Genomic DNA, 23,702 nt, shown 5'->3' with positions numbered 1-23,702 from the left:
TTTAGTGGCTTAAAAAGAAGACATCGTTTTTTGTGCTAATTGTTAGTCTATTTTATTAAAAATATAACCTGCTTTTTCTGCTCCCCAAACATAGTCTCCATTGGCATCAAAACCACGATCCCAAGAAATAATTTTGTCTTCTAATATTTCTACTTCACTACGTGCAAAAGAGGCACCTCTCATAGTACTTACACAAGTGTTGTCTCCTGTTTTTCCTATAAATTGATTTGGAGCTATGCGCTTAAGAATAACTTCGCAACCTTCTTTTAAAGCAATATTATTTAAAGAGATAGAATCGAAAGCTTTTGGATTTTTCCATTTACCAATCCATAAAGAATCTGTGTCTAATTTGTAGATGGCAGAACTAAAGGTGCTGTCTGAGTCTCTTTTAACTTCGTAAATGCGCTGGCGATAAGGTTGTTTAGGTGTACTTGTTAAGGCTTGTTCTACATAAAGAAAATGGCCTTGGTTTTCCCAAATAGGATACATGTGTAATGAAATATTGTAATATGTAGAATCTACTTCTGCTTGAATTTCAGAAGTAAAAGAACCTTGCATTAATGCAAATAATTCATTGAGTTCTGTATCTTCTTTAATCTCAGATGAGGTATTATTTTTACAATTAAATAATACAAGTAAAATAATTACAAAGGGAATTATACGTTTCATAAACTAGTGTTAGAGAAACAAAGATATAAAAAGAAATTAAGCTTTAGATTCTGCTTTTGGTAACTCTACAAAGAATTTACTTCCCACATTTTGCGTGCTTTCTACCCAAATTCTACCATTGTTTAATTCTACTAAATCTTTCGCAATGGTTAAGCCTAATCCAGTTCCTTTTTCATTTTTAGTTCCGGTAGTGGTAAAGTTTTTATGTGCAGCAAATAATTTATCAATATTTTCTTTAGCAATACCAACACCAGAATCTTCTATACAGATTAAGGCTCTACCATTTACATCTATATTAGAAATGGTAATTACATCACCAGTTCTACTAAATTTAACCGCATTGGTAATTAAATTCTGAATTACAATTTCTACCATACTACGATCTGCGTAAACAAAATCGCGTTGAGATTCATCAATAAGTACAATCCTTTTGTCTTCAACTTTTTGTTCTACTAATGCAATTTTAGAATGAAAAACATCTTGAATATTAAACAACTCTGGTTTTGGTTCTAAATTCTGCAATTGCGATTTAGACCAGTTTAATAAATTAAATAAAAGTGATGATGCGTTATTTGCATTCTCGCTTAATTCCGGAATAAGTTCGTAAAACTCATCTTTAGAAATACTACCTTCTTTTAATAAATCTAAAAATGCTTTAATAGAAGAAATCGAATCTTTCAAGTCATGCGAAACAATAGAGAAAAGTTTGTCTTTTACTTGGTTAACTTCTTCTAAATGATGCGTTTGTTCTAAAATAGCATCCGTTCTTACTTGCTCTTCTGCAAATCTCTCTTTTTGTATGTCTAACTCTTCTTTATGAGATTTTGTTTTTGTTAAACTAAATATTAAAAGCGCTAGCAACAATGCAAAAAGACCAATTATACCATATAAAATATAAGGATTACTGAGCCAATAAGATGATGATTTTACAGGCTGTGTCTGTAGATCTGTTTTAGCAAGATTGTTATTGTTTTGATTATTTGTTTCGTTATTGTTTTTTGAAATTAAATCTAAAGCAGTAACATCTGTTGGGAAAACAGGTTGGTCAATTTTTAAAATCGAGTCTTTTAAGTTGTAAAACTTATTCTGCCAAAAGAATGCATTTTGAAAATAGCCACGAGTAGAGTCTAAGGCAATATGAAGTTTGTAATTTTCTAAAAGTTCAGTTTTGTTATTTGTTTTTTGAGCAATGGCATAGGCTTCATTAAGTTGCTTTTCTGCAAGTTTAACTTTCTTCTTTTGAAGATTAAGATTTCCAATAGCATTCAATGCTCTTAAAAGGCCTTCTTTATTGTCTTGTTTGCGATTGTATTTTAAACCTTCAACTAAATACTCAGATGCTTTATCATATTCCTTAAAACGCAAATATTCACTACCTAATTTAGGCAGAATTTCTCCTCGTAAATCTTGATCTGTTTTTGGATTTAAAATATCTAAAGCTTTTTCATAGTATTCAATCGCTTTTCTGTGCTCTTTCAATAAAGAGTATAGTTCAGCAATATTCTTAGTAGAAGATTTAATACCATTTTTATCCTGAATTTGTTTTCGGACTTCTAAAGCCTTAAAATTAAATTCAATGGCTTTATCAATTTGATTTGTTTTGTGATAAGCCTCTGCTAAATTGTTATACGCTTTACTTAATTCTTCTTGAAGATGCTGCTTTTCAAAAATATCGATTGCAGATAATGAGTTTTGCAACCCAATAGCATAATTTCCACGTTTAATTTCAACTAAACCTATACTATTACTCACTTTTGCAACACCTAAAGTGTCACTAATTTGAAGGTATAAATCTCTAGATTTTTTATAGTTATCTATAGCATTAAAATAATCATTATGTTCTGTGTAAATTAAGGCTCTATAATAGTTGCTCTCAGCAAGTCCTTTAATATAGTTTAAATCTTTTGCAAGTTTTGAAGTCTGATTAACATAAAGTAAAGCTTTGTCGTAATCCTTAACTTCGTAAAGTTTACTTATAAGCATAAGCGACTTATCTACTTTCGTAGAGTCAGGGTTTAGATATGTTAACTGAACTGTTAGTTCATCTATTTTTTCGTTTTGTGAAAAAATAGCAAACGACACAAGACAAATAGCTAATGTTAGTATCTGTTTCATCTTAATATAGTATTAAAATGAATCGCGCTGTTTTGGTGCGAAAAACTTTTATAGAGGGATAGAAAAAGTAAGTTAACACAAAACAATAACAACTTAGTTAAAGTTTGATCATCAAGCTTCATTAATGTTTGGGACATTGATTAATAGCCTACCAAAAGTGCTACTATGTATACAAATATGCTAATATTTAGGTTTTAATACTAATAAATTAGATGAACGGTCAATATTATTTTTAGAAAAAAAACACCTATCGACTAACGGTAAAAATCATGGGAGTATAACTGTTTTATCGATGAAATGCACGTTTCTGTTAGGATGTTGTTTTTTAATTAGTTAGTGTTAAATGCATCTAATATGGGCAGTGCTTTTAAATTGAAATCAAACACACATTGATTCTCCCAAGAAGTGCCATTTGTTGAGGTGTTTTCGTTACCATTAAAAGCCACCCAATCTGGAGCCCAATAACAAAACCCTATACCTTTGTTATTCGGAATATTTTTAACGGTATTAATCAACCATTCTAAGTATGCTTTTTGTCCTAGAGGTGTTGGTGCAAATTCTGGAATAGTTTGATCTAAGCTACCAATGTAATTTGTGAGATTGTCATTCCATTCTAATGTAAAAGGATAGGCAACTTCAACCATTAAAATTTCTTTATCAAATGTTGTTGCTAAGGTGTTTAATTTTGAAGTAACTACATCTAAGTCTTTAGTTTGAAATTGAGGATAGTAGGATAGTCCTATAATATCAAAATCAAGATTGTAAGTTTGAAGTGCATTAAAAAAGTAAATCGAATTTTCTACACTACTATGGTGCAACATAATTTTAACTTTATTTTCGGTATCAATTTCTCTAACCGCTCTAATAGCTTCGGTAACTAAACTAGCGTAGTTGATCCAATTATCATTAAATTCATTCCAAACCTTACCATAATCCCAAAGAAAGCCGCTGTCGGTTTCATTGCCAATTTGAATTATTTCTGGCAGAGTATGCTGTGCCTTTAATTGTTGAACCACATTTTTAGTGTAATTATAAATAGCAATCTTTAAATCTGCTAACGTTAAGCTTTGCCAAGCAGCAGGAGGCGTTTGCGTCCCAGGATCTGCCCAGAAGTCGCTGTAATGAAAATCGAGAAGGAAGTTCATTTCTTTAGCTTTAATGCGCTGAGCATAATTCTTTACGTCTTCTAAGCTGTTTTGTCCGTCTTGTGGAGTATGCCAAAGTTTTAAACGCACAAGATTTGTGCCTTTAGATTTAACAAAGTCGAGAAGTTCTACAGCGTTTCCATTGACGTCTTTGTAAGGTACATTGTAATCTTCTAATTCACTTTGAAAAGATAAATCCATGCCTTTATAAAAGGTTTCTGTAACTATTGGGCTATTAATGTTGTCATCCTTTTTAGAACATGATGCCAATACAATGATGCTTACAAAAAGCGTATATTTTAATAATTTCATGTTGAATCGCAATTTTTGTCTTCCGTCTATCATGCATTTTTCAAACGACTTCCAAAGTTAAGTAATAATGTTTTTATAGAATCCCAATAAAACAATAAAACCTCTATCTTTGCAAGCGTTTTAAAATACTACAATAAGGCAGATTATGAATCTTCAAGATACTCTAGAATTACACGTAAAGGCAGCGATAAAAGCGTTGTTTCAATCAGAATTGGAATCCGTAGAATTTCAGGCAACTCGTAAAGAGTTTGCAGGAGATATTACCGTTGTTGTATTTCCAATGTTACGTGTAGTAAAAGGAAATCCAGTGGTAATTGGTGAACAAGTTGGTCAGTATCTTTTAGACAATGTAGATTTGGTACAGGGATTTAACGTGGTTAAAGGCTTTTTAAATATTGAGATTAGCGATTCTTATTATCTCAATTTCTTTCAGTCTGTAAAAGATAAAACGAATTATGGTTTTGTTGAGCAAAAAGATGACAAAGCCGTTATGGTAGAGTATTCTTCGCCAAACACCAACAAACCTTTGCATTTAGGACACGTTAGAAATGTGCTTTTAGGTTACAGTGTTGCCGAAATTTTAAAAGCCTCAGGAAAGAAAGTTTATAAAACTCAAATTATAAATGATAGAGGCATTCATATTTGTAAGAGTATGTTGGCTTATCAAAAATTTGGACAAAACGAAACACCAACTGAAGAATTAAAAGGTGATAAGTTAGTAGGGAATTATTATGTAAAGTTTGACCAAGAATATAAAGCTGAAATTACAGATTTAGTGGCTCAAGGACAATCTGAAGAAGCGGCAAAAAAGAATGCACCTCTATTATTAGAAGCTCAAGAAATGCTTATTAAATGGGAGGCAGGAGATGAAGATGTCGTTGCGCTTTGGAAAAAAATGAACCAATGGGTTTATGATGGTTTTGAAGTGACTTATAAAAACATAGGTGTAGATTTTGATACCTATTATTACGAAAGCAATACCTATTTGCTTGGAAAAGAATTTGTTGCCGAAGGTTTAAAAACGGGTGTCTTTTTTAAGAAAGAAGATGGTTCGGTTTGGTGCGATTTAACCGAAGATGGATTAGATGAAAAAATAGTATTGCGTAGTGATGGCACAGCTGTTTATATGACGCAAGATATTGGTACAGCTATACAACGTATTAAAGATTATCCAGATGTTGGAGGTATGGTTTATACAGTTGGTAATGAGCAAGATTATCACTTTAAAGTACTATTCTTAATATTGAAAAAATTAGGTTTCGATTGGGCAAAAAATCTATTTCATTTAAGTTACGGAATGGTAGATTTACCAAGCGGAAAAATGAAGAGTAGAGAAGGAACCGTTGTAGACGCTGATGATTTAATCCAAGAAATGGCAGATACTGCCGAAGAGATTTCTAAAGAGCTTGGAAAGCTTGAAGAATACAACGAAGATGAAAAACAAGCCCTCTATAAAACTATTGGTTTAGGTGCTTTAAAATATTACATTTTAAAAGTAGATCCTAAAAAACGAATTTTATTCGACCCTAAAGAGTCTATCGATTTTCAAGGAAATACAGGTCCTTTTATTCAATATACTTATGCGAGAATTCAATCTATTTTAAGAAAAGCAGATTCTGATAACGTCGCTCAAACTTCGTCTAATGATGAAATTGTTTTACATGAAAAAGAAAAACAACTTATTAAGCAATTAGAGTTGTTTCCAGAAATAATTCAAAATGCGGCAGAACAACACAGTCCGGCTTTAATCGCTAATTACACTTACGAATTGGTTAAGGAGTTTAATTCATTTTATCAAAATGTTTCTATTCTTGGAGCTGATTCTGAGGTAGAAAAGAGTTTTAGAGTTGATTTGTCTAAATTGGTGAGTCAAACTATTAAAAATGCATTTCAAGTTTTAGGGATACAAGTGCCAGAGCGCATGTAGTTTTGAATAACTAAAAAATATAGCTTAACTTGTGTCAACTCATTAAAGACACATTTTGAATATTGTTCGTTACATATTGTTTGCGCAAGTATTTGTTGCATTTTTTGTAGCTGGAGGTGTTTTTTTTAAATCGAGACAGCTAAGGAGTTTAACATTGTCTTTACTTATTGCATGTTTTGGATGTCATATTTTGTTGTTCCTCTTTGGTTCTGGTGAGTTGGTTCATATATATCCTGAGTTTAAAAGTTGGTTTTATTATGAAATTGCTTTTCTATTTGGACCTCTAATTTTTATTCACTTGCAATGTCTTATTTTAAATAAGAAGCAATTACTATTAATAGATCTATTGCATGTAATTCCAATTCTTATTTTTTGGTTAGGTTACGGAGATGTTTTACTTATGGAAGGGAACATTAGAAGTGCATATATTAATGCTCATTTCTTAACAAGAACCATGTTTTGGAATTATTTGTTAGCATTTCAGATGATGCTTTATGCTATAGGTTCTTCAGTTTTTCTTTACTTAAATCGTAGCCAATTATCTAAAAAGCGATTCCAATATGCCGTATTTTTGGTGGTGTCTTATGTTTGTTCTTCAATTTTAATTTCTTATTTGACACATTTTGCAGAAGGTTGGCGAGATTTTGCATGGTATTATGTGCTAGTTACCTTTTTGATCTTTGGTGTTGGTTATTTTTTGGTTAAAAATCCAGAATTTTTGCTTCAGATTAAAAAGAAATATTTTGCTTCAAATTTGAGTAAAAAGGATATGCTTCGTATTCAGTCTAAAATTCAAAAGGCCTTTAAAAAAGACCAAGTTTTTTTAGATGGTAGTTTTAATATTTCTGCATTTAGTAAAGCAATAAATGAAAAACAACATCATGTCTCTCAAACATTTTCAGAACTCATTTCGGAGAATTTTAACGACTATGTAAATAAGCATAGAATAGAAATTGCGAAACAATTCTTGCACAATCCTAAATATGATAATTATAAAATTGAAGCCATTGCTTTAGAAAGTGGTTTTAATAATAAAGTAACATTTTACAAGGCGTTTACTAAGTTTGCTGAGCAAACTCCGGCTGCATTTCGCAAGTCAAAAAAGTGAATAATAATAATTGTTTACGGTTAAATGAATTGATTTTTAAGTGAAAAGTCACTTTTGTCGTATCTTAGTAATTGTTAAATCGTTCATTAAAACTTACTGTTATGGAAAAATCTCACACCTTAAAGCATTTCGCTAGTACATTAATTTCAATATTGTTCATTGCATTTTCTATGCATGCTCAAACAGGTTTTACTGAATATAATGGAAAGGTTATTGACGGTCGCTCTAATAAAATTTTAGAAGCAGCTAGTTTAAATATTAATGCCACCAATATCAGTACAATTACAAATTCTGAAGGAGAATTTACGCTAAAAGTTCCTAGTGCTTATTTAGATTCTAAAGTGGTAATTTCCTTATTAGGATACAACAGTTACGTAGTTCCGTTATCTCAGTTGTCTGTAGAAGATAATACCATAAAATTGTATATGGCAATTACCGAGTTATCTGCTGTAAGTATTTCTGCATATAAGGATGCTGAGAGTTTGGTAAGAAAAGTATTTGACGATAAAAATAAAAATCTAGAAGAATCTAGTGTTTTTATGACAGCTTTTTATAGAGAAACCATAAAACGCAGAAATAGAAATGTATCGTTAACTGAGGCCATAGTTAATATTTTAAAACAACCTATAACTTCAGATCAGCGTGATGCATTACAGTTAGGTAAAGCTCGAAAAAGTACAGATTATAAGCGTTTAGATACGGTTTCTGTAAAATTACAAGGTGGTCCATTTTCAACGGTATATATGGATATTATGAAATATCCTGAATATATTTTTACAGACGAGAGTATTGGGATATATAATTTTTCTTTTGATAATCCATCAACCATAAATAACCGAAATGTATATGTGATAAATTTCAGTCCAAAAAATGCTTTTCAAGATGTAAATTATATAGGTAAGCTTTTTATAGATGTAGAATCGTTGGCATTAGTAAGTGCAAATTATAGTTTGGATTTAAGTAATGAGAATAAAACGAAAAATCTACTTGTAAGAAAAAAACCGAGAGATATTGAAGTTTATCCTTTAGAAGCTAATTATAAAGTAGATTATAAAGAAAATGGAAATAAATGGTATTACAGTTATTCTAATTTAAGCTTAAAATTTAAAATAAATAAAAAACATGAACTTTTTAATAAAGTGTATACCTTAGCGAGTGAAATGGCAGTAACGGATTGGGAAGTTAATGTAGCGGATAAGAAAATTAAAAATAAAGATAAATTAAAACCAAGCGTAATAATTACGGATGCTATTTCAGGATTTTCTGATCCCGACTTTTGGGGAGAATATAACCTTATAGAACCAGACAAATCTATTGAATCTGCTATTGATAAAATTAGAAGAAATATTGAAAAGCAGAAAAACCGAGAAACTAAAAATTCTTCTAATGGCTAAATTTATGAATAGATTATTAGTCAATAATTAAGTGACTGGTTTATTTAAATTTATCTTGAAACCTTAAAGCTTGTTCAATGTGTGCTAAATGATGATTACTATGCCAAGCATAAGTGCCAATGGTTTGCTCAATTGAAAAATACTTGCCATGTTCTGGGTGAATAAATTGGAGTTTTAAATCCTCTTTGTTTAACTTTTTAAGAAGTATTTCAAGTTTTTTATGAACTCCAACTAGTATTGAAATGGAAGTGTCAATAGGTTCTGAGTAGTCTTTTAACTCTGCAAATCGGTCTTCAAAATAAGGTTTTATCATAGGAGTGTCTTCTGTAAGCGCTAATTTAAATCTCAAAAGACTATTAATGTGGCTATCTGCACAATGATGAACCACTTGTTTAATTGTCCAGCCATTTGGTCTGTACTGATAGTTAAGTTCTTTTTCGTTGAGATTTTGTGTTATTGAAATTAGAGATTGTGGAAATTTTTCAATAGATATAATCCAATCTTTAAGAAGCTCTGTTGTTATATTTTTTGGAGTTATAAATTCGCCAATAGGAAATTTTAATTGATATAGTTCTTCAGCTGTCATAATTAGTTTTCTTTTAAATCAAAACGATATTCATAACCAATGCTTAATTCTGTAAAATCTGCTTGTCCCAAATTAGCATTAATATGTGCTCCGACATAAGCATTGTTTTTTGGTGCATTATTGGTAGACCATAAGTAATATTTTAAGCCCAATCTGGCAGAAACGGTTCGTTTAATTTCGTAATACCAATCTAGCTCTCCTAAAACTTCTACGGTTTCTCCGTTTTCTAGGTCGTAAGAATACCCTTGGTTAAGTTGCCAGTCTATTTTATAAAATGGTTTGTATATGTTTAGTCCAATATTAAACTCAATACCAATGTGGTCTATTAGTAATTCTGAAGATGCAAATAAACCAAAAGCGGTTGCGTAACTATAAGGGTTTTTTGTAAAATGTGGTAATTGTTCTGCAACTAAAGCTTCATTGTTTTTTATATAATCATAATAGTGCTCGTAGAATCTGTAATAAAATCCACCACCAAATTTAAAGGTGTTATTAATAATTTTTCCTGCAGAAGCAGCAATAGAATACACTTCTTTTTTAGTATTGAAATGTTTTGATAGTACATTTTGCCCTAACCCAAATCTAAAATCATAATACATTTGAGATTTAGCCTTGAAATTTGATTTTTCAAACGTAGAAATACGCGATTGTTTGTGGTCAATTTTTGTGGAGATACTTGCTGCTAATGAATTTAAACCTTGGTTTGGCAGATTAGTATGTCCATTAGAATGGTGTAAATAACCCAATCCAAATCTCCAATCTGTTGATTTGGATTTAAACATGTCATAATATATAAATGATCTAAATGACCAATTGATTTTAGTGGTTATAGCTCTATTGAATTCGTTAGTAATTTCATCATATTGTGTATTCATATAAGAGCCACCTAAGCCAATTTGTAAGTTTAAGCCTTGAATACGTTTTTTAAATAATGAAAACTCAATAAATGGCAATATAGAGTAAGCTTGACCCACTTTTTCTGAATTTCCAAAATCTGTATAGCCAAATGAAATACCAGTTTTAGGATAGTTCAATCTTGCTGCCCATTCTTTATTTTGCTTAAAATTATAACGTCCTATACTAAAAAATAAGTTTTTTTGAAGTTTCGTTTCCGGGAAATCAGTATTAGCTTCTAGTGTTTTTCCGATGAGAATTTCAGGTATAAAAAACAGTGAATTGTTCTCGCTAGTAGAAGGTGTTTGAGCTAAACATTTTTGATGAAAAACGATTATAATTAGTGCTATAAATAAACCGAAATAGTTTTTGTAATGCATTTGTTGTAGTTGGTTGGTACTACAATAATAGCATTAAACCATTAAAAATTGATTCTAAAACTAAAATTTGGTGTGATTTTTAAAGAACGGTTATCAATTTTTATAAGTGAATCGTCTGCATCTAAACTGTAATAGCGATTGACAATGTTGGTTTGGTTGAAAATATTCCAAACTGAAGCTCCTATATCTGCTTTCACGCCTTTTGAAATTGTGAAATTATAAATTGCTGAAATATCGGTTCTAAAATAACCTGGTAGTCTTTTGTTATTTGGCGCGTTGTATTCTATCACCATATTACTTTCATCTTGTAATGATAACGGTGTTGTAAATGGTCTGCCAGAATGCCAATTAATACCAAAACCAACTTTAAAATTATTATAGTTGTAAGTTAAAGAAGCATTGGCAACATGTTGTAAATCTAAGGAGTTTGGAAAAGAATTTCCGTCGTTTAAATTCTCAAAATGATAATCGTTTTTACTATAAGAATAACTTAGCCAAGTACTAAAATTACTAATGCGTTTGTTAATTAAAAAGTCAATGCCTTTTACGGTATAAGAACCTATGTCATTTATAAATTGAAATTGATTTTGAAACCCTTGACTTTGGGCTGTAATATTACTGACATTTTTGTAATAACCTTCAAGTGAAACTAAAAGGTTATTATGGTTGTAACTAATGCCAGCAGATACTTGTTGGCTTGTAACTAGTGGAGTATTGTTTGTGTTTGCTAATTGCCAACGTCGTTTTTCTATACCTAGAAAGTCTTGCTGTAAATCTATAACCTGCGTAATTGCTTGATTTTTAATTTCTCCTAATATTTCTAGCCTAAAGTGATCAGATATTTTTTGATTAAATGCAAATCTAGGTTCAATAATAAGATCTTGTAGTTTACTAAAATAGTTGATTCTTGCACCAAAACGTAAATATGTGTTACGAGACTGAGAGTAACGTACAATTTCACCAAATAATGCATGTGATCTTATAATTTCTTTTTTGAGGCTTGTATAATTAGGATTAATAACATCTTCTAAATTGGTCACACCAACTTCATTAAACTGATAGCCAAAATTTAATTTTAAACTTGGGCTTAATACTTTTGAAATATCAAATCGTAAACCATAATCTTCAACTTTATTTTTTTGTTCTAAAAGTTGATTACTAGTAATGTTATTGTTTTTGGCATCTAGGACATATCTAGAATAATACGCTTCAGTAGATATACTTATTTCATTTTTTAATTGTTTAGCATAATTAGCGCTAGCTCCAAAACTTACTTGGTTAAGCTGGCTCTTTGTTTCTTGAAAATTATTTTCGGAAGTGGTAAAAACTTGATTGTAATATAAGTTGTTATACATATTCATCACATTAATACGGAACTTAGAGGTGTTGTCTATATCGTATAAAAACTTAGCATTAAAATCGTGAAACAAAAAACGTTCATCTAATGCTAATTGTGTGTTGTTATTAGTTGTATTTAATTCTGAATCTCTAAAAATTCTATCAAAATAAGCATCGTAAGTTTTAGAAACCAAAATATCAGTAAAAGAGCGTCTTGCTGCTAATTGTAGTTCGGTTTTTTTTGAGAGCGGAATTTTTGCATAACCATCTACACTTAATAGATTTCCTCCAATGCCTCCGCTTCTTTTTTTATCTAATTCATCTACATTTTTTATAGCAATAGTGCTCGAGACTCCATTACCAAATTTGGCACTTGTTCCGTTTTTAGAAACCGTAATATTTTCAGATAAATAAGGGTTAAAAGCAGAGATTAATCCAAAGAAATGACCAGTTTGGTACATTCTTATGCCTTCATATAAAATAAGATTTTGGTCATTTGTTCCTCCTCTAACATTAATGTTAGAAATGCGTTCGTCTACGCTAATAATTCCTGGTAAATTTTGTACTATTTGTAGTATATCTGGTTCAATTAATCCAGGTAAAATTTCAAATGATTTGGTGTCTGCTTCAATTGTACCATTATTGGTTTTAGAAATACCTTTAGTAAGATAATTGATAACCACAACTTCTTCTAAATGCTGAATTTCATTTTGTAATTCTGATATGCTTTTTGGTGTAATAGCGATGAATCGGTCACTTAAAATTTCAAAATTAAGTTGTGTAACAAGTTTTAATTGAGTAATTACTTGTTCTAAGGATAATTCTGGGTACAATGGAGAAATTAATAGACCTTCAATTGTTTTGGTTTCAAAAGAAAATTTTACGTTGTATTGTTTTTCTAAATCTATTAGAATTTTGGCAAGCGGTTGTTTCTCCTCTTGTTCTTGGCTGAAAGCAAGGTTACAAGAGGCAATAGTTAAAAAGAAAAAAAATAGACAGAGTAATTTTTTATTCACGCTTTAGTAAAATAGATTTTCCTGATTTGCTGTAGCTTAAATTTAATGGTATTGTAACAGATTTCAAGGCTAAATCTAAATTATTATGAGTAAAGCTTCCTGTGAATAAACGCGAGGTGTCAATTTGATCTGTATGTATTTGTAAATCATATTGATTTTCAAACTCAGTAATCACATGTTTTAAAGGAACGCTTTTAAAGCTGCTTTCTCCATGTAGCCAAATAGGTTGTGTGTCAGTTTCTTTATCAGCTGTAAGTTGTTCTCCGTCAATAATTTTGAAGGTGTGTCCTGGTTTTAATTTTACGGTTTTATTATTGTGTGTAACGCCAACTAAACCTTCGTAACAAGTTACTTCAAAGTAAGATTCACGCTGTTTTACATTAAATTGTGTACCTAAAACGCTAACAATTCCATCTGAGGTAATGACATCAAACTTCTCACCTTTGGCAACTTTAAAAAAGGCTTCGCCATTTAACGTAACTGCTCTTGTTTTACTCCAGTTGTTTTCATTAAAAGTTAAGGTTGAATTCGCATTTAAATCTACCGTAGAGTTATCTGGTAATTGAATTGTTGTTTGCTGTGCAACAAGAGTTTCAATATGTTCGTCTAAGTTTGAAGTATAAAAATAGACACTAAATCCTATAGCTAATACAGCTGCTATTCTAAGTAGCGGTTTTAACCATTGGTTGGTTTTTGATGACTGAGATTTAAGATGCGGTTTTAGTGTTTGGTAAGTTTGGTCTACTGAAAATTCTGGAGCTTTAAAACCTTTTAAAGTCGCATCCATTTTAATTAGTTGATTATAATCCTCAAGCTGCTCAAAAGCATATTGCTCTTCAGGATTTAGGTTATTATCTAACCATTTTTTTATGAGTTCTTCTCTTTTCATATTCTTATTTCAACTATATAACAGTCTAGGTTTAAAAATCCCTACCATCTTTAAGTTTTAAAGTTCATCTATGTCTTCTCTTAATTTTTTTAAAGCTCCATAAATACGTTTTTCAACACCTTTTACAGAAATGTCTAAGAGTTCTGCTATTTCCTTAAAGCGTTTGCCTTCAACTCTATTCATTAAAAATGCAACACGTTGTGCTTCAGTTAGTTTATTGATGGCTTTTTCTAGTTTTTGATGGTATTCTTTTTCTTGTAAAACAAATTCTGGTGTTTCATTAGTAGAATGTTTTTGAGGGATTTTACTATGCTTTAATACTACTTTTTGATGCGCAAAAGCATTCAGCATTAAGTTATTTGCTGTAGTGAATAAGTAACTTTTTGCTTTGCTTGGTTCAATTTTACTGCAATTATTCCACAATTTTATAAATGCCTCTTGAACTTGATCTTGTGGATTTAAGTGTTCTCCAAATTTGTAATACAAAAAATCATGCAAGTTTTTGGCGTGCTTTTTATAGATACTTTCAAATAATTGTGATTCGCAAATGTTATTTCGTAAAGGTTTACTCATAGCTTCTTAAAGGTGCCACAAATTATAAATAATATTTTAATAATTGCGAGTAGGACTTTTTATAACTAAACTGTTTTATAATAAATAGTTAAAGTATAAATACTATGAAAACCAAATTTAAGCACTTTCTAATTAGCTTCATTTTTGTTCTTTTTTGTGTTTCATCTTGTCAAGACGAGATTTCTCAAATTGAAGATCAAAATGAGCAAGAAACTATTGTGCCAGGTACTAATTTGGCAAATCTTATGAGTAGAACTGCAACTAATGATGGAGCAGTAGACGATTTTTTAGACAATGCAAGTTGCTTTTCAGTAGAATTACCAGTGACTATTGTGTTAAGCGATATTACTATTATAATTGAAACTGAAGCTGATTTATTTGAACTAGAGGATTTATTAAGTAACGTTTCTGTTGATGACGATATCTTAGATTTTATATTTCCTATTACTGTTATATTTAGTGATTATAGCGAAATTGTCATTGAGAATGAAGACCAACTTCTAAATTTTATTGAAGCATGTGTTGAGGATGATATTGATGTTATTGAATGTGTCGATTTTATATACCCTATTTCATTTTCGGTTTTTAATTCAGGATTTAATCTTATCGAAACCATTGTCATTGAAAATGATGAAGCTTTATACGTGTTTTTGGAAGAATTGGATCAAGATGAAAATACTTTAATCGTTAGTTTAGACTTTCCTATAACTTTAGAATATGGTAATGGTGAAACCATTGAGGTTAACACTAATGAAGAATTAGCAAATGCAATTGAAGACGCAGATCAATTTTGTGAGGATGAGAACGATGATTGTGTAGAAGATGAAGTTGTATTGAATTTAATGGAATGTCCTTGGGAAGTTTATGTATACACTAATAATGATTTAGATAATTTAGATGGTCCGTATTTTTTTAATTTTAATGAAAATGCTGTTTTAACTATTGAAGGTATTACAACAGAAACACATTACACGTCCTGGGCAATTAATGAAACAGATGCAGGCTTGGAGCTTTTTATTGAATCTTTCTACTACTACGAAGCTGAATTTGGTAATTGGTTAATTGTAGAATGTGGTGATGACGAGTTACGTTTTGAACACCTTTCAGTTGACGGAACAGGGATGTATTTTGAACAAGATTGTGATGATGATTTAGAGTGCTCAATTACAGATATCAGTAGCATTTTACAAGAATGTCCATGGGATTTTACAGATGGCACAGGTAATTATGACAACTATCAATTAATTTTTAATGATAATGGAGAGCTACAAATCTCAGAAGGGATGGCAGCATCTGCAATTGGTGGTTATTGGAGTTTGTCTTCTACAGATAATGGTGTTGCGCTTACATTTTCAAACTTAACGGCATTTCAAGATAGTTTAGGAGGAGAATGGATAATTATCTCTTGTAATGACAATGATGAATCCTCAAATGAATTAACAATTATTCAAGATAATACTATACTGGAATTAGAACAAGATTGTTTAGGAGATTTAGGTTGTTCAGTTGAAGATATTAATGCAGATATTTTGGAATGTGCTTGGTCGTTACAAACAAATCTTTTTGATTCATTTGTTCCTGTTTATGTTCATTTTGGACCTGATGGAAATGTATTTGTTGAAGGTGCAGATAATTTAGAATCACCAATTGGTACTTGGGATCTTGTGACCATTTCAACAAACATATTTATAGATTTTACATTTCAACAAGGTTATGAAACATTAAATGGGCAATGGCAAGTTGTGGAATGTGAACAAGGCGAATTGTATTTGGTTAACGATGATAATAATATTGTTTTAGAACAAGCTTGTGAAGTTAATAATCAAGATCTTTTAAATTGTTATAGTCTATATGTTTTGTCTCAAGAATGTGATGATAATAATGACGGAATAGCAACTTTTGTTTTTGAAACTAATAGTTTACAAACGTCAGAATGTATAGCACTTTATCCAATAGCTGGAAGTTATCATCCTACATATGAAGATGCTGTGAATACAACAAATCACTTAAATATTCAGTTAACAACACCAACAGAATTAGCATCTCAAACCATATATTTTAGAGTGTTTAATCAAGAAACACATGAATTTGCTATACAAGAATTAGAGCTTATAGTTGAATCTTGTAATGATGCTGTTTTTAGTTGTTTCGGAGATTTTGAAATTGTAGAATGTGACCAACCAAATAATGTGCCTGTTTATAATTTAAGCGCAAACACCATAGGTTTGGTAGATTGTACTGAAGTTTATTATCCATCATTTCACGAAACTTTAATAGATGCACAGAATGATGTAAACCCAATAGTAAATACTGAAGCATACGGAACATTAGTGACAGAAGTGTATTTAAGAATAGAAGCTGAAAGCGGAAACTTTGAAGTCTTTGCTGTTTTCTTAAATACGGTTGAATGCAATTATTTTGAGTGTTTTGGTAATTATAATTTAACAGCATGCGATGAAGAAGATGGTGCTGTGGATGGCTTAGCAAACTTTAATTTACAGCAAATCTTTGCAAACTGTCCAAATGATGATGTAGAGTATAATTTTTACTTGTCGGTAGCTGATGCTGAAGCACAAGTTGGAGCTTTAGTCAGTCCTTTTACAAATTATTCAAATCCACAAATTATATATTCTAGGGTGGCTTTAGCTTCAGATAATTTGGTTTATGAAATATTTACCCATGAGTTAATTATAGAAGATTGTAATTCTAATGATTGTACAGAAGGAGATATTGATGGAATTTTAACTGAATGCCAATGGAACATCACAAGTTATAACGGAAGTGATAATCTAATCGGTTATAATTTCGATTTTGAGTCAAACTCAGGTATAGTAGTTATTTATAATGATACAATTACAATCGATGCTAGTTGGATAACATCACAAAACAATGGTGTAATTATTGAATTCTCAAATGTTGCAGGTCCAAATATCCAAGCTATAAACGGTAGTTGGAGAGTGGTGGAATGTACAGCAGAACAATTAGTGTTGCATAATGTTAATGATAGTAATAATGAAATAGTTCTAGATAGAACCTGTGAATAAAGAAAGTGCTAAAAGTTAGTAATTTTAGTAAGTTAGTTAAGTTGATTAAAAAGAGTTGCTCGCCATGAGTAGCTCTTTTTCTTTAAAAGCAAAAAGTCAATATATGTAATGTTTTATCTTCTTAAACCTTCATTTGTAACAAAAAACTAATTCTTAAACTCATTAGTAATTCGCTCATAAATTCTTAAATTTGCAGCTTATTAAATAATTACGGGCTGCTTTGTTGCAGGCTGCAAATAGAATACTAGAAACATGTTCAATAATTTAAGTGATAAGTTAGATAAAGCGTTACACGTATTAAAAGGTCATGGTAGCATTACAGAAGTAAATGTTGCTGAGACACTTAAGGAAGTAAGACGTGCGCTTTTAGATGCCGATGTTAACTTTAAAATTGCAAAGGAATTTACCGTACGTGTAAAAGAAAAAGCACTTGGTCAAGATGTACTAACCACATTACAACCAGGTCAATTAATGGTTAAAATCGTTAAAGACGAATTAACCGAATTAATGGGAGGTGATGTAGAAGGTATTAATCTTTCTGGTAATCCAAGTGTAATTTTAATGTCAGGTCTTCAAGGGTCTGGTAAAACCACTTTTTCTGGTAAGCTTGCCAATTATTTAAAAAACAAAAAAACGAAGAAGCCTTTATTGGTAGCTTGTGATGTTTATCGTCCTGCTGCAATAGATCAGTTACATGTTGTCGGTGATCAAATAGGTGTTGAGGTTTTTAGTGATAGAGGAAATAATGATCCTGTAGCGATTTCGCAAGCAGGTATTGCTCATGCAAAAGCTAATGGTTTTAATGTTGTTATTATTGATACAGCAGGTCGTTTAGCGGTAGATGAAGCGATGATGACTGAAATCTCTAATATTCACAAAGCAATTCAACCACAAGAAACCTTATTTGTTGTAGATTCTATGACAGGTCAAGATGCGGTGAATACGGCAAAAGCCTTCAATGATATCTTGAATTTTGATGGTGTTATCCTAACTAAATTAGATGGTGATACACGAGGTGGAGCAGCAATTTCTATTAAGTCTGTAGTAAATAAACCAATTAAGTTTATTGGTACAGGTGAAAAGATGGAAGCTATTGATGTCTTCTATCCATCACGTATGGCAGATCGTATTTTAGGTATGGGTGATGTGGTGTCTTTAGTGGAACGTGCTCAAGAGCAGTTTGATGAAGAAGAGGCACGTAAACTTCAAAAGAAGATTGCTAAAAATCAGTTTGGGTTTGATGATTTCTTAAAACAGATTCAGCAAATCAAGAAAATGGGTAACATGAAGGATCTTATCGGAATGATTCCTGGAGCTGGCAAAATGATGAAAGATATTGATATCGATGATGATGCTTTTAAAGGTATTGAAGCAATTATCCATTCAATGACACCAGAAGAACGCTCTAATCCATCAGTAATAAATGCAAGTCGTAAAAAACGAATTGGTAAAGGTTCTGGTACATCTGTACAAGAAGTAAATCAACTCTTAAAGCAATTTACGCAAATGAGTAAAATGATGAAGATGATGCAAGGTGGAGGAGGAAAGCGTATGATGCAAGCGATGCAGAATATGCCAAAATAGAAATTTTAAGTTTCTATATTCCGTAGATTTTTTTAAATATTTAAATATAACCAAGTAAATATTAGCGCTATAGCGCTTTTGCTAGAAAACAACAACCAACAGCATGACAATTTTAGACGGAAAAAAAATAAGCAACGACATTAAAAACGAAATCAAAGCCGAAGTCGATAAGATGAAAGCTAATGATGAAAAAGTTCCGCATTTAGCAGCAGTAATTGTTGGTAATGATGGAGCAAGTTTAACTTATGTTGGCAGTAAAGTGAGAGCATGTGAGCGTGTTGGTTTTGAGTCTACAATGGTACGTTTATCGAGTACAACGAGTGAAATTGAGTTGTTAGATAAAATTGAAGAGTTAAATAAGAATAATGATATCGATGGTTTCATTATACAGTTGCCATTGCCACGTCAAATTAATACTCAAAAAGTATTAATGGCTGTAGATCCTAACAAAGATGTGGATGGATTTCATCCTATGAATTTCGGAAAAATGGCATTGGATATGTCTACTTTTATTCCTGCAACGCCTTTCGGGATTTTAGAATTATTAGAACGTTACAGAGTTGATACAGATGGTAAGCATACCGTAATTATTGGTCGTTCTCACATTGTTGGTCGACCTATGAGTATACTAATGGGTAGAAAAGGTTTTCCTGGAAACTCAACTGTAACTTTAACGCATAGTCACACTAAGAATATTACACAGATTACATCACAAGCAGATATTATTATATCAGCATTGGGTATTCCTAATTTCTTAAAAGCAGAAATGGTAAAAGATGATGCTGTTATTATTGATGTTGGGATTTCTCGTGTAACTGATGATTCTGAAAAAGGTTATTATATAACAGGAGATGTGGATTTTGAACACGTGAGTAAAAAAGCGAGTTTTATCACTCCGGTTCCTGGTGGAGTAGGCCCAATGACTATTGCAATGCTATTAAAAAATACATTATTGGCTAGAGAGCAGCACAGAAAATACAATAGGTAATATTTTTGTATGGAGTTACTGTGGCTATCTATCGTTAATACAAAAGTAACGATAGGTAGTTTTCAGCATATCATTCCTATTCTGTTTGCTATTGGCTTTACTGTTTTTCTAGTTAAATATTCTAAGAAGCATTTTAATGAGCCACAAAAACAAAAGGCTGTTCACTATTTAGGGTGGATGGTTTCTGCTACGCTTATTGGATTTCATTTATATCGCATACTTTTCAGTAATTATAATGTCAAAACCGATTTGCCACTTTACCTCTGTAGTTTAATGGCACTTCTCATTCCTTTTTTTACACACTACCGTAAGTACTGGATGTTTGAAATATTAGTGTTTTGGATCATAGGAGGCACTTTACAAGCTGTTATTACACCAGATATAACGAATGGTTTTCCTAGTTTCGATTATTTTAGGTATTGGGTAGTGCATTTAGGGTTACTATCCATTATTTTCTATTTTGTATTTGAATTGAAAATGAAACCAACCTTGAGAAGTGTTTTTAAATCTTTTTTAGCACTTCAGGTTTATGTCGTTTTAATGATAGTATTGAATGTACTCTTAGATGCTAATTATTTTTATTTAAATGAGAAACCTAAATCAGCGACGTTATTAGATTATTTTGGGGAATGGCCTTATTATATTCTAGTTGGTCAGTTGATTATTATTCCTTTGTTTCTTTTAATTTATTTACCGTTTTTACTTTGTGGTAAGCAAGAAAAACTACTTAGCAAATAACTGAGTCATATCTTTAAAAGCTTTAAACTCTAGAGCATTGCCAGAAGGGTCTTTAAAAAACATGGTGGCTTGTTCACCAACTTGTCCTTCAAATCGTATATAAGGTTCAATAATAAATGTAATGCCTTTAGATTTTAATAATTCGGCAAAATTTTGAAATGTTTTCCAAGGTAAAACAACACCAAAATGCGGTACAGGAATAGCTTTGCCATCTACCAAATTAGTAGCATCTGCAGTGGTTTGTTTTTCTTTATAGTGTATGACTAACTGATGTCCAAAAAAGTTATAATCTACCCAATGATCACTGCTACGTCCTTCTTCAAAATTTAGAACATTAGTGTAGAAATTTCTGCATTTAGAAAGATTATCTACAGGAATTGCTAAGTGAAAAGGAGTAAGTGCCATAATTAATGATTATTAGACCTATCTATTGTTTTGGGTTGAAATGTTTTTACAGAATCACTTATAAGTGTGTTTAATTCTTTAAATTCTTCTTTAGTAAGCTCTCTGTATTGACCTAATGAGATATCTAACTTTATATTCATTATTCTTACGCGCTTTAAGGTTTGTACTTCGTAATTTAAGTACTCACACATGCGACGAATTTGGCGATTTAAGCCTTGTGTTAAAATAATACTGAAGGTAAATTTGTCAATCTTCTTAACTACACATTTTTTGGTGCGCTTACCTAAGTCTTCCAAATAAATACCACCAGACATACGCTCAATAAAGGTCTGAGAAATAGGAGTGTCAACGGTGACGATATATTCCTTTTCGTGATTATTACTAGCTCTTAGAATTTTATTTACAATATCTCCATCATCCGTAAGTAGAATTAAACCTTCACTGGGTTTATCTAATCTTCCAATTGGGAAAATACGTTTGGGATAATTAATGTAATCAATAATATTGTCCTTTTCAACACGTGTATCTGTAGTACAAACTATTCCAACGGGTTTGTTAAAAGCTAAATAAACAAAATCTTGTTTGCGTTCGCCAATAATTTCACCATCAACTTTTACAACATCTTCTGATGCTACTTTTGTACCCATTTCTGGGACAACATCGTTTATGGTAACTCTTCCTGCTTCTATTAATCGGTCAGCTGCTCTACGTGAGCAATAGCCTGCTTCGCTGAGGTATTTATTAAGGCGTTTTAATTCTTGTGACATGCTGTAAAAATACAATAAAGATTATTCATTAATAAACTCAATAATCTGTGGAATTAGAGATGCATCTTTTAGACCATGACCAAAACCAGTAGTAGAAATAAATTTAGAATTTTTATAACGACTAGCAATTAATTGTCCATCTTCATATGGAATAATGCGATCATTTTTATCATGAATAATTAAACCTTTTGCGGCAAAGTTCTTCGTGAAATTAGCTGCAGAAAAATAAGATACTGGTTGCTCAAAACGTTCTAAAACAATTTGATCTAAACCATTAGAAATTCGGTTGTTAAAACCCATCATTGATTTGTATCTGTCAAATACACCTGTAAAATGAGCTGGCGCACCTAAGAGCACAAGTTTTTTTATAGATGGTAATTGGTGCTTATGCAAGCAAAATACGCTTGCCATTCCACCAACGGAATGCCCTATTAAAACGTCTGGTTGAAATTTTTTCACCACTACATTTATAAATTCAGAATATAAAACAGCATTAAATTGTTTGCCATCAGATCTACCATGAGCAGGAGCATCTAAAGCAATAATATTATAGTCTTGTGCTTTTAAGTCTTTTAAAATATAATCCCAACGTGAGGTATTACTTTCCCAGCCATGTGCTAACAAAACAGTTTTGCCTTTGCCCACCCAACGGTAGGTTGCAATTTCCATGTTGTTATATTTGACTTCTTCAAAATAAGCGGATTCTATAATGCGTTTTTGATCGTCGTTATAACGCCCTTTTCTTGGAGAAGCAAATAAATTAAGTGCCTTTTTAGAGGCATATTTAGATGAAATTAAACTCGTTGCATTGAGTGCGTTTCCAATAGATTTAATTACAAAACTACTCATATCAGTTGTCTTCTCTATTTACTGCTTCTATTGAAAAAGCAGGTAAGCAAATAGCTAAGTATTCGCAAGGTTCGGTAAAAGGGTTAGAGTATTGTAATCTGGTATTTTTTTCTACTTTAATTGATTGACCAGCTTCTAAGACTATAGTTTCACCATCGATGATAAATTGCTTTTTTCCTCTAATAATAAAGGTGTATTCATCGAATTCTGGAGTTTGAAAAGGTTCTGACCAACCAGCTGGCGCAACCATGTGAGCAATACTTAATTGAGAATTACCATCTGTGGCATTTCCAAAGTGTTCTTTTATAATTTTACCGTCGTCTGTAGGCACTACAAATGGCGAATTTTGAATTGTATATTTTTGCTTTTTGTGCATACTTTTAACTGTTTACCTAAAATTAAGGTATCTAATTTTAATCTACCAATGAATCATAAAATATTTAATCTTCGCTTTTCCAGGAATCTGAATAGGGTCAATAGTCATATTCATATCAAAACGCATACTAGCTGGTAATTCCTTTTTATCAATAGTGAAAGATGCATTTATTTCATTCACAGAAACAACAATAGCATTTATAAGATTATCAATTTTTGAAATTTTATAAGCGGCATTAATATCTTTAAACGTACTTAACGTAGATATATTTTTCTCAGTTTTAAATCGCGCGTCAATAATGTTGACACTAGAAATAACTGAAGTAGAATCTAAAGCTTCTTTAGGAGATAAGTCTAATAGTTTTTTTCCTCCTTTTTCAAAAATTTCAATGGTATTTACAGAGCCTATAAATTCATCTCCTGCAATATAACGTACTACTGAGTCATTACTAAAAATGGCTTCTAATTCTCTTACTTGTGTAGAATCAGTTAGTAACCCAATATGACTCTTAGTTACTGCAAAAGGGTTTGATGCTTTGTCTGTGGTGCAACTAGTTATTATTAGGCCACAAATTAATACTGCAAATAGGGTGTTTTTCATTTTAG

20 protein-coding genes are annotated in these 23,702 nt (G+C 31.3%); 7 read left to right on the top strand and 13 right to left on the bottom strand.

Going from position 1 to position 23,702, the window contains the following annotated elements; all coding sequences use genetic code 11:
* Positions 1–42 precede the first annotated feature (42 nt).
* From ACJJVO_RS08340 to ACJJVO_RS08330, 3 genes are all read right to left on the bottom strand, one after another.
* Positions 43–669, bottom strand: a complete 627-nt coding sequence (locus ACJJVO_RS08340; RefSeq protein ID WP_405572804.1) for a chromophore lyase CpcT/CpeT — start codon at positions 667–669, stop codon at positions 43–45.
* 36 nt (positions 670–705) lie between these two features.
* Positions 706–2,784 (bottom strand): tetratricopeptide repeat protein, encoded by a 2,079-nt coding sequence (locus ACJJVO_RS08335; RefSeq protein ID WP_405572801.1) that lies wholly within the window; start codon positions 2,782–2,784, stop codon positions 706–708.
* A gap of 329 nt (positions 2,785–3,113) precedes the next feature.
* Entirely contained in the window at positions 3,114–4,241 is a 1,128-nt protein-coding gene (locus tag ACJJVO_RS08330) for an arabinogalactan endo-beta-1,4-galactanase (protein ID WP_405572798.1), read from the bottom strand.
* A 145-nt stretch (positions 4,242–4,386) separates the two neighbouring features.
* Between ACJJVO_RS08330 and argS the strand changes: the two genes are divergently transcribed.
* From argS to ACJJVO_RS08315, 3 genes are all read left to right on the top strand, one after another.
* The gene (gene argS, locus ACJJVO_RS08325; protein ID WP_405572796.1) at positions 4,387–6,168 is read left to right on the top strand and encodes an arginine--tRNA ligase; all 1,782 of its coding nucleotides are present in this window, start codon (positions 4,387–4,389) and stop codon (positions 6,166–6,168) included.
* A 55-nt stretch (positions 6,169–6,223) separates the two neighbouring features.
* Positions 6,224–7,276, top strand: a complete 1,053-nt coding sequence (locus tag ACJJVO_RS08320; protein WP_405572793.1) for a helix-turn-helix domain-containing protein — start codon at positions 6,224–6,226, stop codon at positions 7,274–7,276.
* A gap of 101 nt (positions 7,277–7,377) precedes the next feature.
* On the top strand, positions 7,378–8,670 hold the full coding sequence (locus tag ACJJVO_RS08315) for a carboxypeptidase-like regulatory domain-containing protein (protein WP_405572790.1): 1,293 nt from the start codon (positions 7,378–7,380) through the stop codon (positions 8,668–8,670).
* Positions 8,671–8,710: 40 nt separating this feature from the next.
* On the opposite strand, the gene ACJJVO_RS08310 is transcribed toward ACJJVO_RS08315, so the two are convergent.
* From ACJJVO_RS08310 to ACJJVO_RS08290, 5 genes are read right to left on the bottom strand one after another with little or no spacing between them, the layout of a single operon-like run.
* Positions 8,711–9,256, bottom strand: a complete 546-nt coding sequence (locus tag ACJJVO_RS08310; protein WP_405572787.1) for a YfiT family bacillithiol transferase — start codon at positions 9,254–9,256, stop codon at positions 8,711–8,713.
* Between the two features lie 2 nt (positions 9,257–9,258).
* Positions 9,259–10,530 carry an acyloxyacyl hydrolase gene (locus ACJJVO_RS08305; protein WP_405572784.1) on the bottom strand — a complete coding sequence of 424 codons (1,272 nt, stop codon included), beginning with the start codon at positions 10,528–10,530 and terminating at the stop codon, positions 9,259–9,261.
* A 41-nt stretch (positions 10,531–10,571) separates the two neighbouring features.
* Positions 10,572–12,884 (bottom strand): TonB-dependent receptor domain-containing protein, encoded by a 2,313-nt coding sequence (locus tag ACJJVO_RS08300; protein WP_405572781.1) that lies wholly within the window; start codon positions 12,882–12,884, stop codon positions 10,572–10,574.
* On the bottom strand, positions 12,877–13,773 hold the full coding sequence (locus ACJJVO_RS08295) for a FecR family protein (protein WP_405572778.1): 897 nt from the start codon (positions 13,771–13,773) through the stop codon (positions 12,877–12,879). Before ACJJVO_RS08295 ends, ACJJVO_RS08300 begins: the two co-directional genes overlap by 8 nt.
* 57 nt (positions 13,774–13,830) lie before the next feature.
* The gene (locus tag ACJJVO_RS08290; RefSeq protein WP_405572775.1) at positions 13,831–14,346 is read right to left on the bottom strand and encodes an RNA polymerase sigma factor; all 516 of its coding nucleotides are present in this window, start codon (positions 14,344–14,346) and stop codon (positions 13,831–13,833) included.
* 104 nt (positions 14,347–14,450) lie between these two features.
* Between ACJJVO_RS08290 and ACJJVO_RS08285 the strand changes: the two genes are divergently transcribed.
* The 4 genes from ACJJVO_RS08285 to ACJJVO_RS08270 all read left to right on the top strand — a co-directional run bounded on the left by ACJJVO_RS08285 (position 14,451) and on the right by ACJJVO_RS08270 (position 20,700).
* Positions 14,451–17,390, top strand: coding sequence for a hypothetical protein (locus ACJJVO_RS08285; protein WP_405572772.1), 2,940 nt, complete (start codon positions 14,451–14,453; stop codon positions 17,388–17,390).
* 252 nt (positions 17,391–17,642) lie between these two features.
* The gene (gene ffh, locus ACJJVO_RS08280) at positions 17,643–18,974 is read left to right on the top strand and encodes a signal recognition particle protein (RefSeq protein WP_405572769.1); all 1,332 of its coding nucleotides are present in this window, start codon (positions 17,643–17,645) and stop codon (positions 18,972–18,974) included.
* 103 nt (positions 18,975–19,077) lie between these two features.
* Positions 19,078–19,962: a bifunctional 5,10-methylenetetrahydrofolate dehydrogenase/5,10-methenyltetrahydrofolate cyclohydrolase gene (locus tag ACJJVO_RS08275; RefSeq protein ID WP_405572766.1), complete on the top strand. Its 885-nt coding sequence runs from the start codon at positions 19,078–19,080 to the stop codon at positions 19,960–19,962.
* Positions 19,963–19,971: 9 nt separating this feature from the next.
* Complete coding sequence (locus ACJJVO_RS08270; protein ID WP_405572764.1) at positions 19,972–20,700, top strand: TIGR02206 family membrane protein; 729 nt, start codon at positions 19,972–19,974, stop codon at positions 20,698–20,700.
* Here ACJJVO_RS08270 and ACJJVO_RS08265 read toward each other — a convergent pair.
* The 5 genes from ACJJVO_RS08265 to ACJJVO_RS08245 are packed head-to-tail and all read right to left on the bottom strand — an operon-like array spanning position 20,686 to position 23,697.
* Positions 20,686–21,108: a VOC family protein gene (locus ACJJVO_RS08265; RefSeq protein ID WP_405576918.1), complete on the bottom strand. Its 423-nt coding sequence runs from the start codon at positions 21,106–21,108 to the stop codon at positions 20,686–20,688. The genes ACJJVO_RS08270 and ACJJVO_RS08265 overlap by 15 nt on opposite strands.
* The gene (gene rluF / locus ACJJVO_RS08260; protein WP_405572761.1) at positions 21,108–21,872 is read right to left on the bottom strand and encodes a 23S rRNA pseudouridine(2604) synthase RluF; all 765 of its coding nucleotides are present in this window, start codon (positions 21,870–21,872) and stop codon (positions 21,108–21,110) included. The genes ACJJVO_RS08265 and rluF overlap by 1 nt, the downstream gene beginning before the upstream one ends.
* A 21-nt stretch (positions 21,873–21,893) precedes the next feature.
* Positions 21,894–22,721 carry an alpha/beta fold hydrolase gene (locus ACJJVO_RS08255; RefSeq protein WP_405572758.1) on the bottom strand — a complete coding sequence of 276 codons (828 nt, stop codon included), beginning with the start codon at positions 22,719–22,721 and terminating at the stop codon, positions 21,894–21,896.
* A gap of 1 nt (position 22,722) precedes the next feature.
* Positions 22,723–23,097, bottom strand: coding sequence for a cupin domain-containing protein (locus ACJJVO_RS08250; RefSeq protein ID WP_405572756.1), 375 nt, complete (start codon positions 23,095–23,097; stop codon positions 22,723–22,725).
* A 42-nt stretch (positions 23,098–23,139) separates the two neighbouring features.
* Positions 23,140–23,697, bottom strand: coding sequence for a hypothetical protein (locus tag ACJJVO_RS08245; RefSeq protein ID WP_405572754.1), 558 nt, complete (start codon positions 23,695–23,697; stop codon positions 23,140–23,142).
* Positions 23,698–23,702 lie beyond the last annotated feature (5 nt).

Origin of the sequence: Winogradskyella sp. Asnod2-B02-A, from assembly GCF_045063645.1 — a bacterium.
Classification (GTDB): domain Bacteria; phylum Bacteroidota; class Bacteroidia; order Flavobacteriales; family Flavobacteriaceae; genus Winogradskyella.
The sequence above is the reverse complement of the archived record's forward strand: the minus strand, read 5'-3'. Positions and strand labels throughout refer to the sequence as shown.

Excerpts from the sequence above, each read along its gene's own strand:
- ACJJVO_RS08340 (WP_405572804.1), bottom strand. The coding sequence starts at position 669 with ATGAAACGTATAATTCCCTTTGTAATTATTTTACTTGTATTATTTAAT.
- ACJJVO_RS08335 (WP_405572801.1), bottom strand. The coding sequence starts at position 2,784 with ATGAAACAGATACTAACATTAGCTATTTGTCTTGTGTCGTTTGCTATT.
- ACJJVO_RS08330 (WP_405572798.1), bottom strand. The coding sequence starts at position 4,241 with ATGAAATTATTAAAATATACGCTTTTTGTAAGCATCATTGTATTGGCA.
- argS (WP_405572796.1), top strand. The coding sequence starts at position 4,387 with ATGAATCTTCAAGATACTCTAGAATTACACGTAAAGGCAGCGATAAAA.
- ACJJVO_RS08315 (WP_405572790.1), top strand. The coding sequence starts at position 7,378 with ATGGAAAAATCTCACACCTTAAAGCATTTCGCTAGTACATTAATTTCA.
- ACJJVO_RS08310 (WP_405572787.1), bottom strand. The coding sequence starts at position 9,256 with ATGACAGCTGAAGAACTATATCAATTAAAATTTCCTATTGGCGAATTT.
- ACJJVO_RS08305 (WP_405572784.1), bottom strand. The coding sequence starts at position 10,530 with ATGCATTACAAAAACTATTTCGGTTTATTTATAGCACTAATTATAATC.
- ACJJVO_RS08295 (WP_405572778.1), bottom strand. The coding sequence starts at position 13,773 with ATGAAAAGAGAAGAACTCATAAAAAAATGGTTAGATAATAACCTAAAT.
- ACJJVO_RS08290 (WP_405572775.1), bottom strand. The coding sequence starts at position 14,346 with ATGAGTAAACCTTTACGAAATAACATTTGCGAATCACAATTATTTGAA.
- ACJJVO_RS08285 (WP_405572772.1), top strand. The coding sequence starts at position 14,451 with ATGAAAACCAAATTTAAGCACTTTCTAATTAGCTTCATTTTTGTTCTT.
- ffh (WP_405572769.1), top strand. The coding sequence starts at position 17,643 with ATGTTCAATAATTTAAGTGATAAGTTAGATAAAGCGTTACACGTATTA.
- ACJJVO_RS08275 (WP_405572766.1), top strand. The coding sequence starts at position 19,078 with ATGACAATTTTAGACGGAAAAAAAATAAGCAACGACATTAAAAACGAA.
- ACJJVO_RS08270 (WP_405572764.1), top strand. The coding sequence starts at position 19,972 with ATGGAGTTACTGTGGCTATCTATCGTTAATACAAAAGTAACGATAGGT.
- rluF (WP_405572761.1), bottom strand. The coding sequence starts at position 21,872 with ATGTCACAAGAATTAAAACGCCTTAATAAATACCTCAGCGAAGCAGGC.
- ACJJVO_RS08255 (WP_405572758.1), bottom strand. The coding sequence starts at position 22,721 with ATGAGTAGTTTTGTAATTAAATCTATTGGAAACGCACTCAATGCAACG.
- ACJJVO_RS08250 (WP_405572756.1), bottom strand. The coding sequence starts at position 23,097 with ATGCACAAAAAGCAAAAATATACAATTCAAAATTCGCCATTTGTAGTG.
- ACJJVO_RS08245 (WP_405572754.1), bottom strand. The coding sequence starts at position 23,697 with ATGAAAAACACCCTATTTGCAGTATTAATTTGTGGCCTAATAATAACT.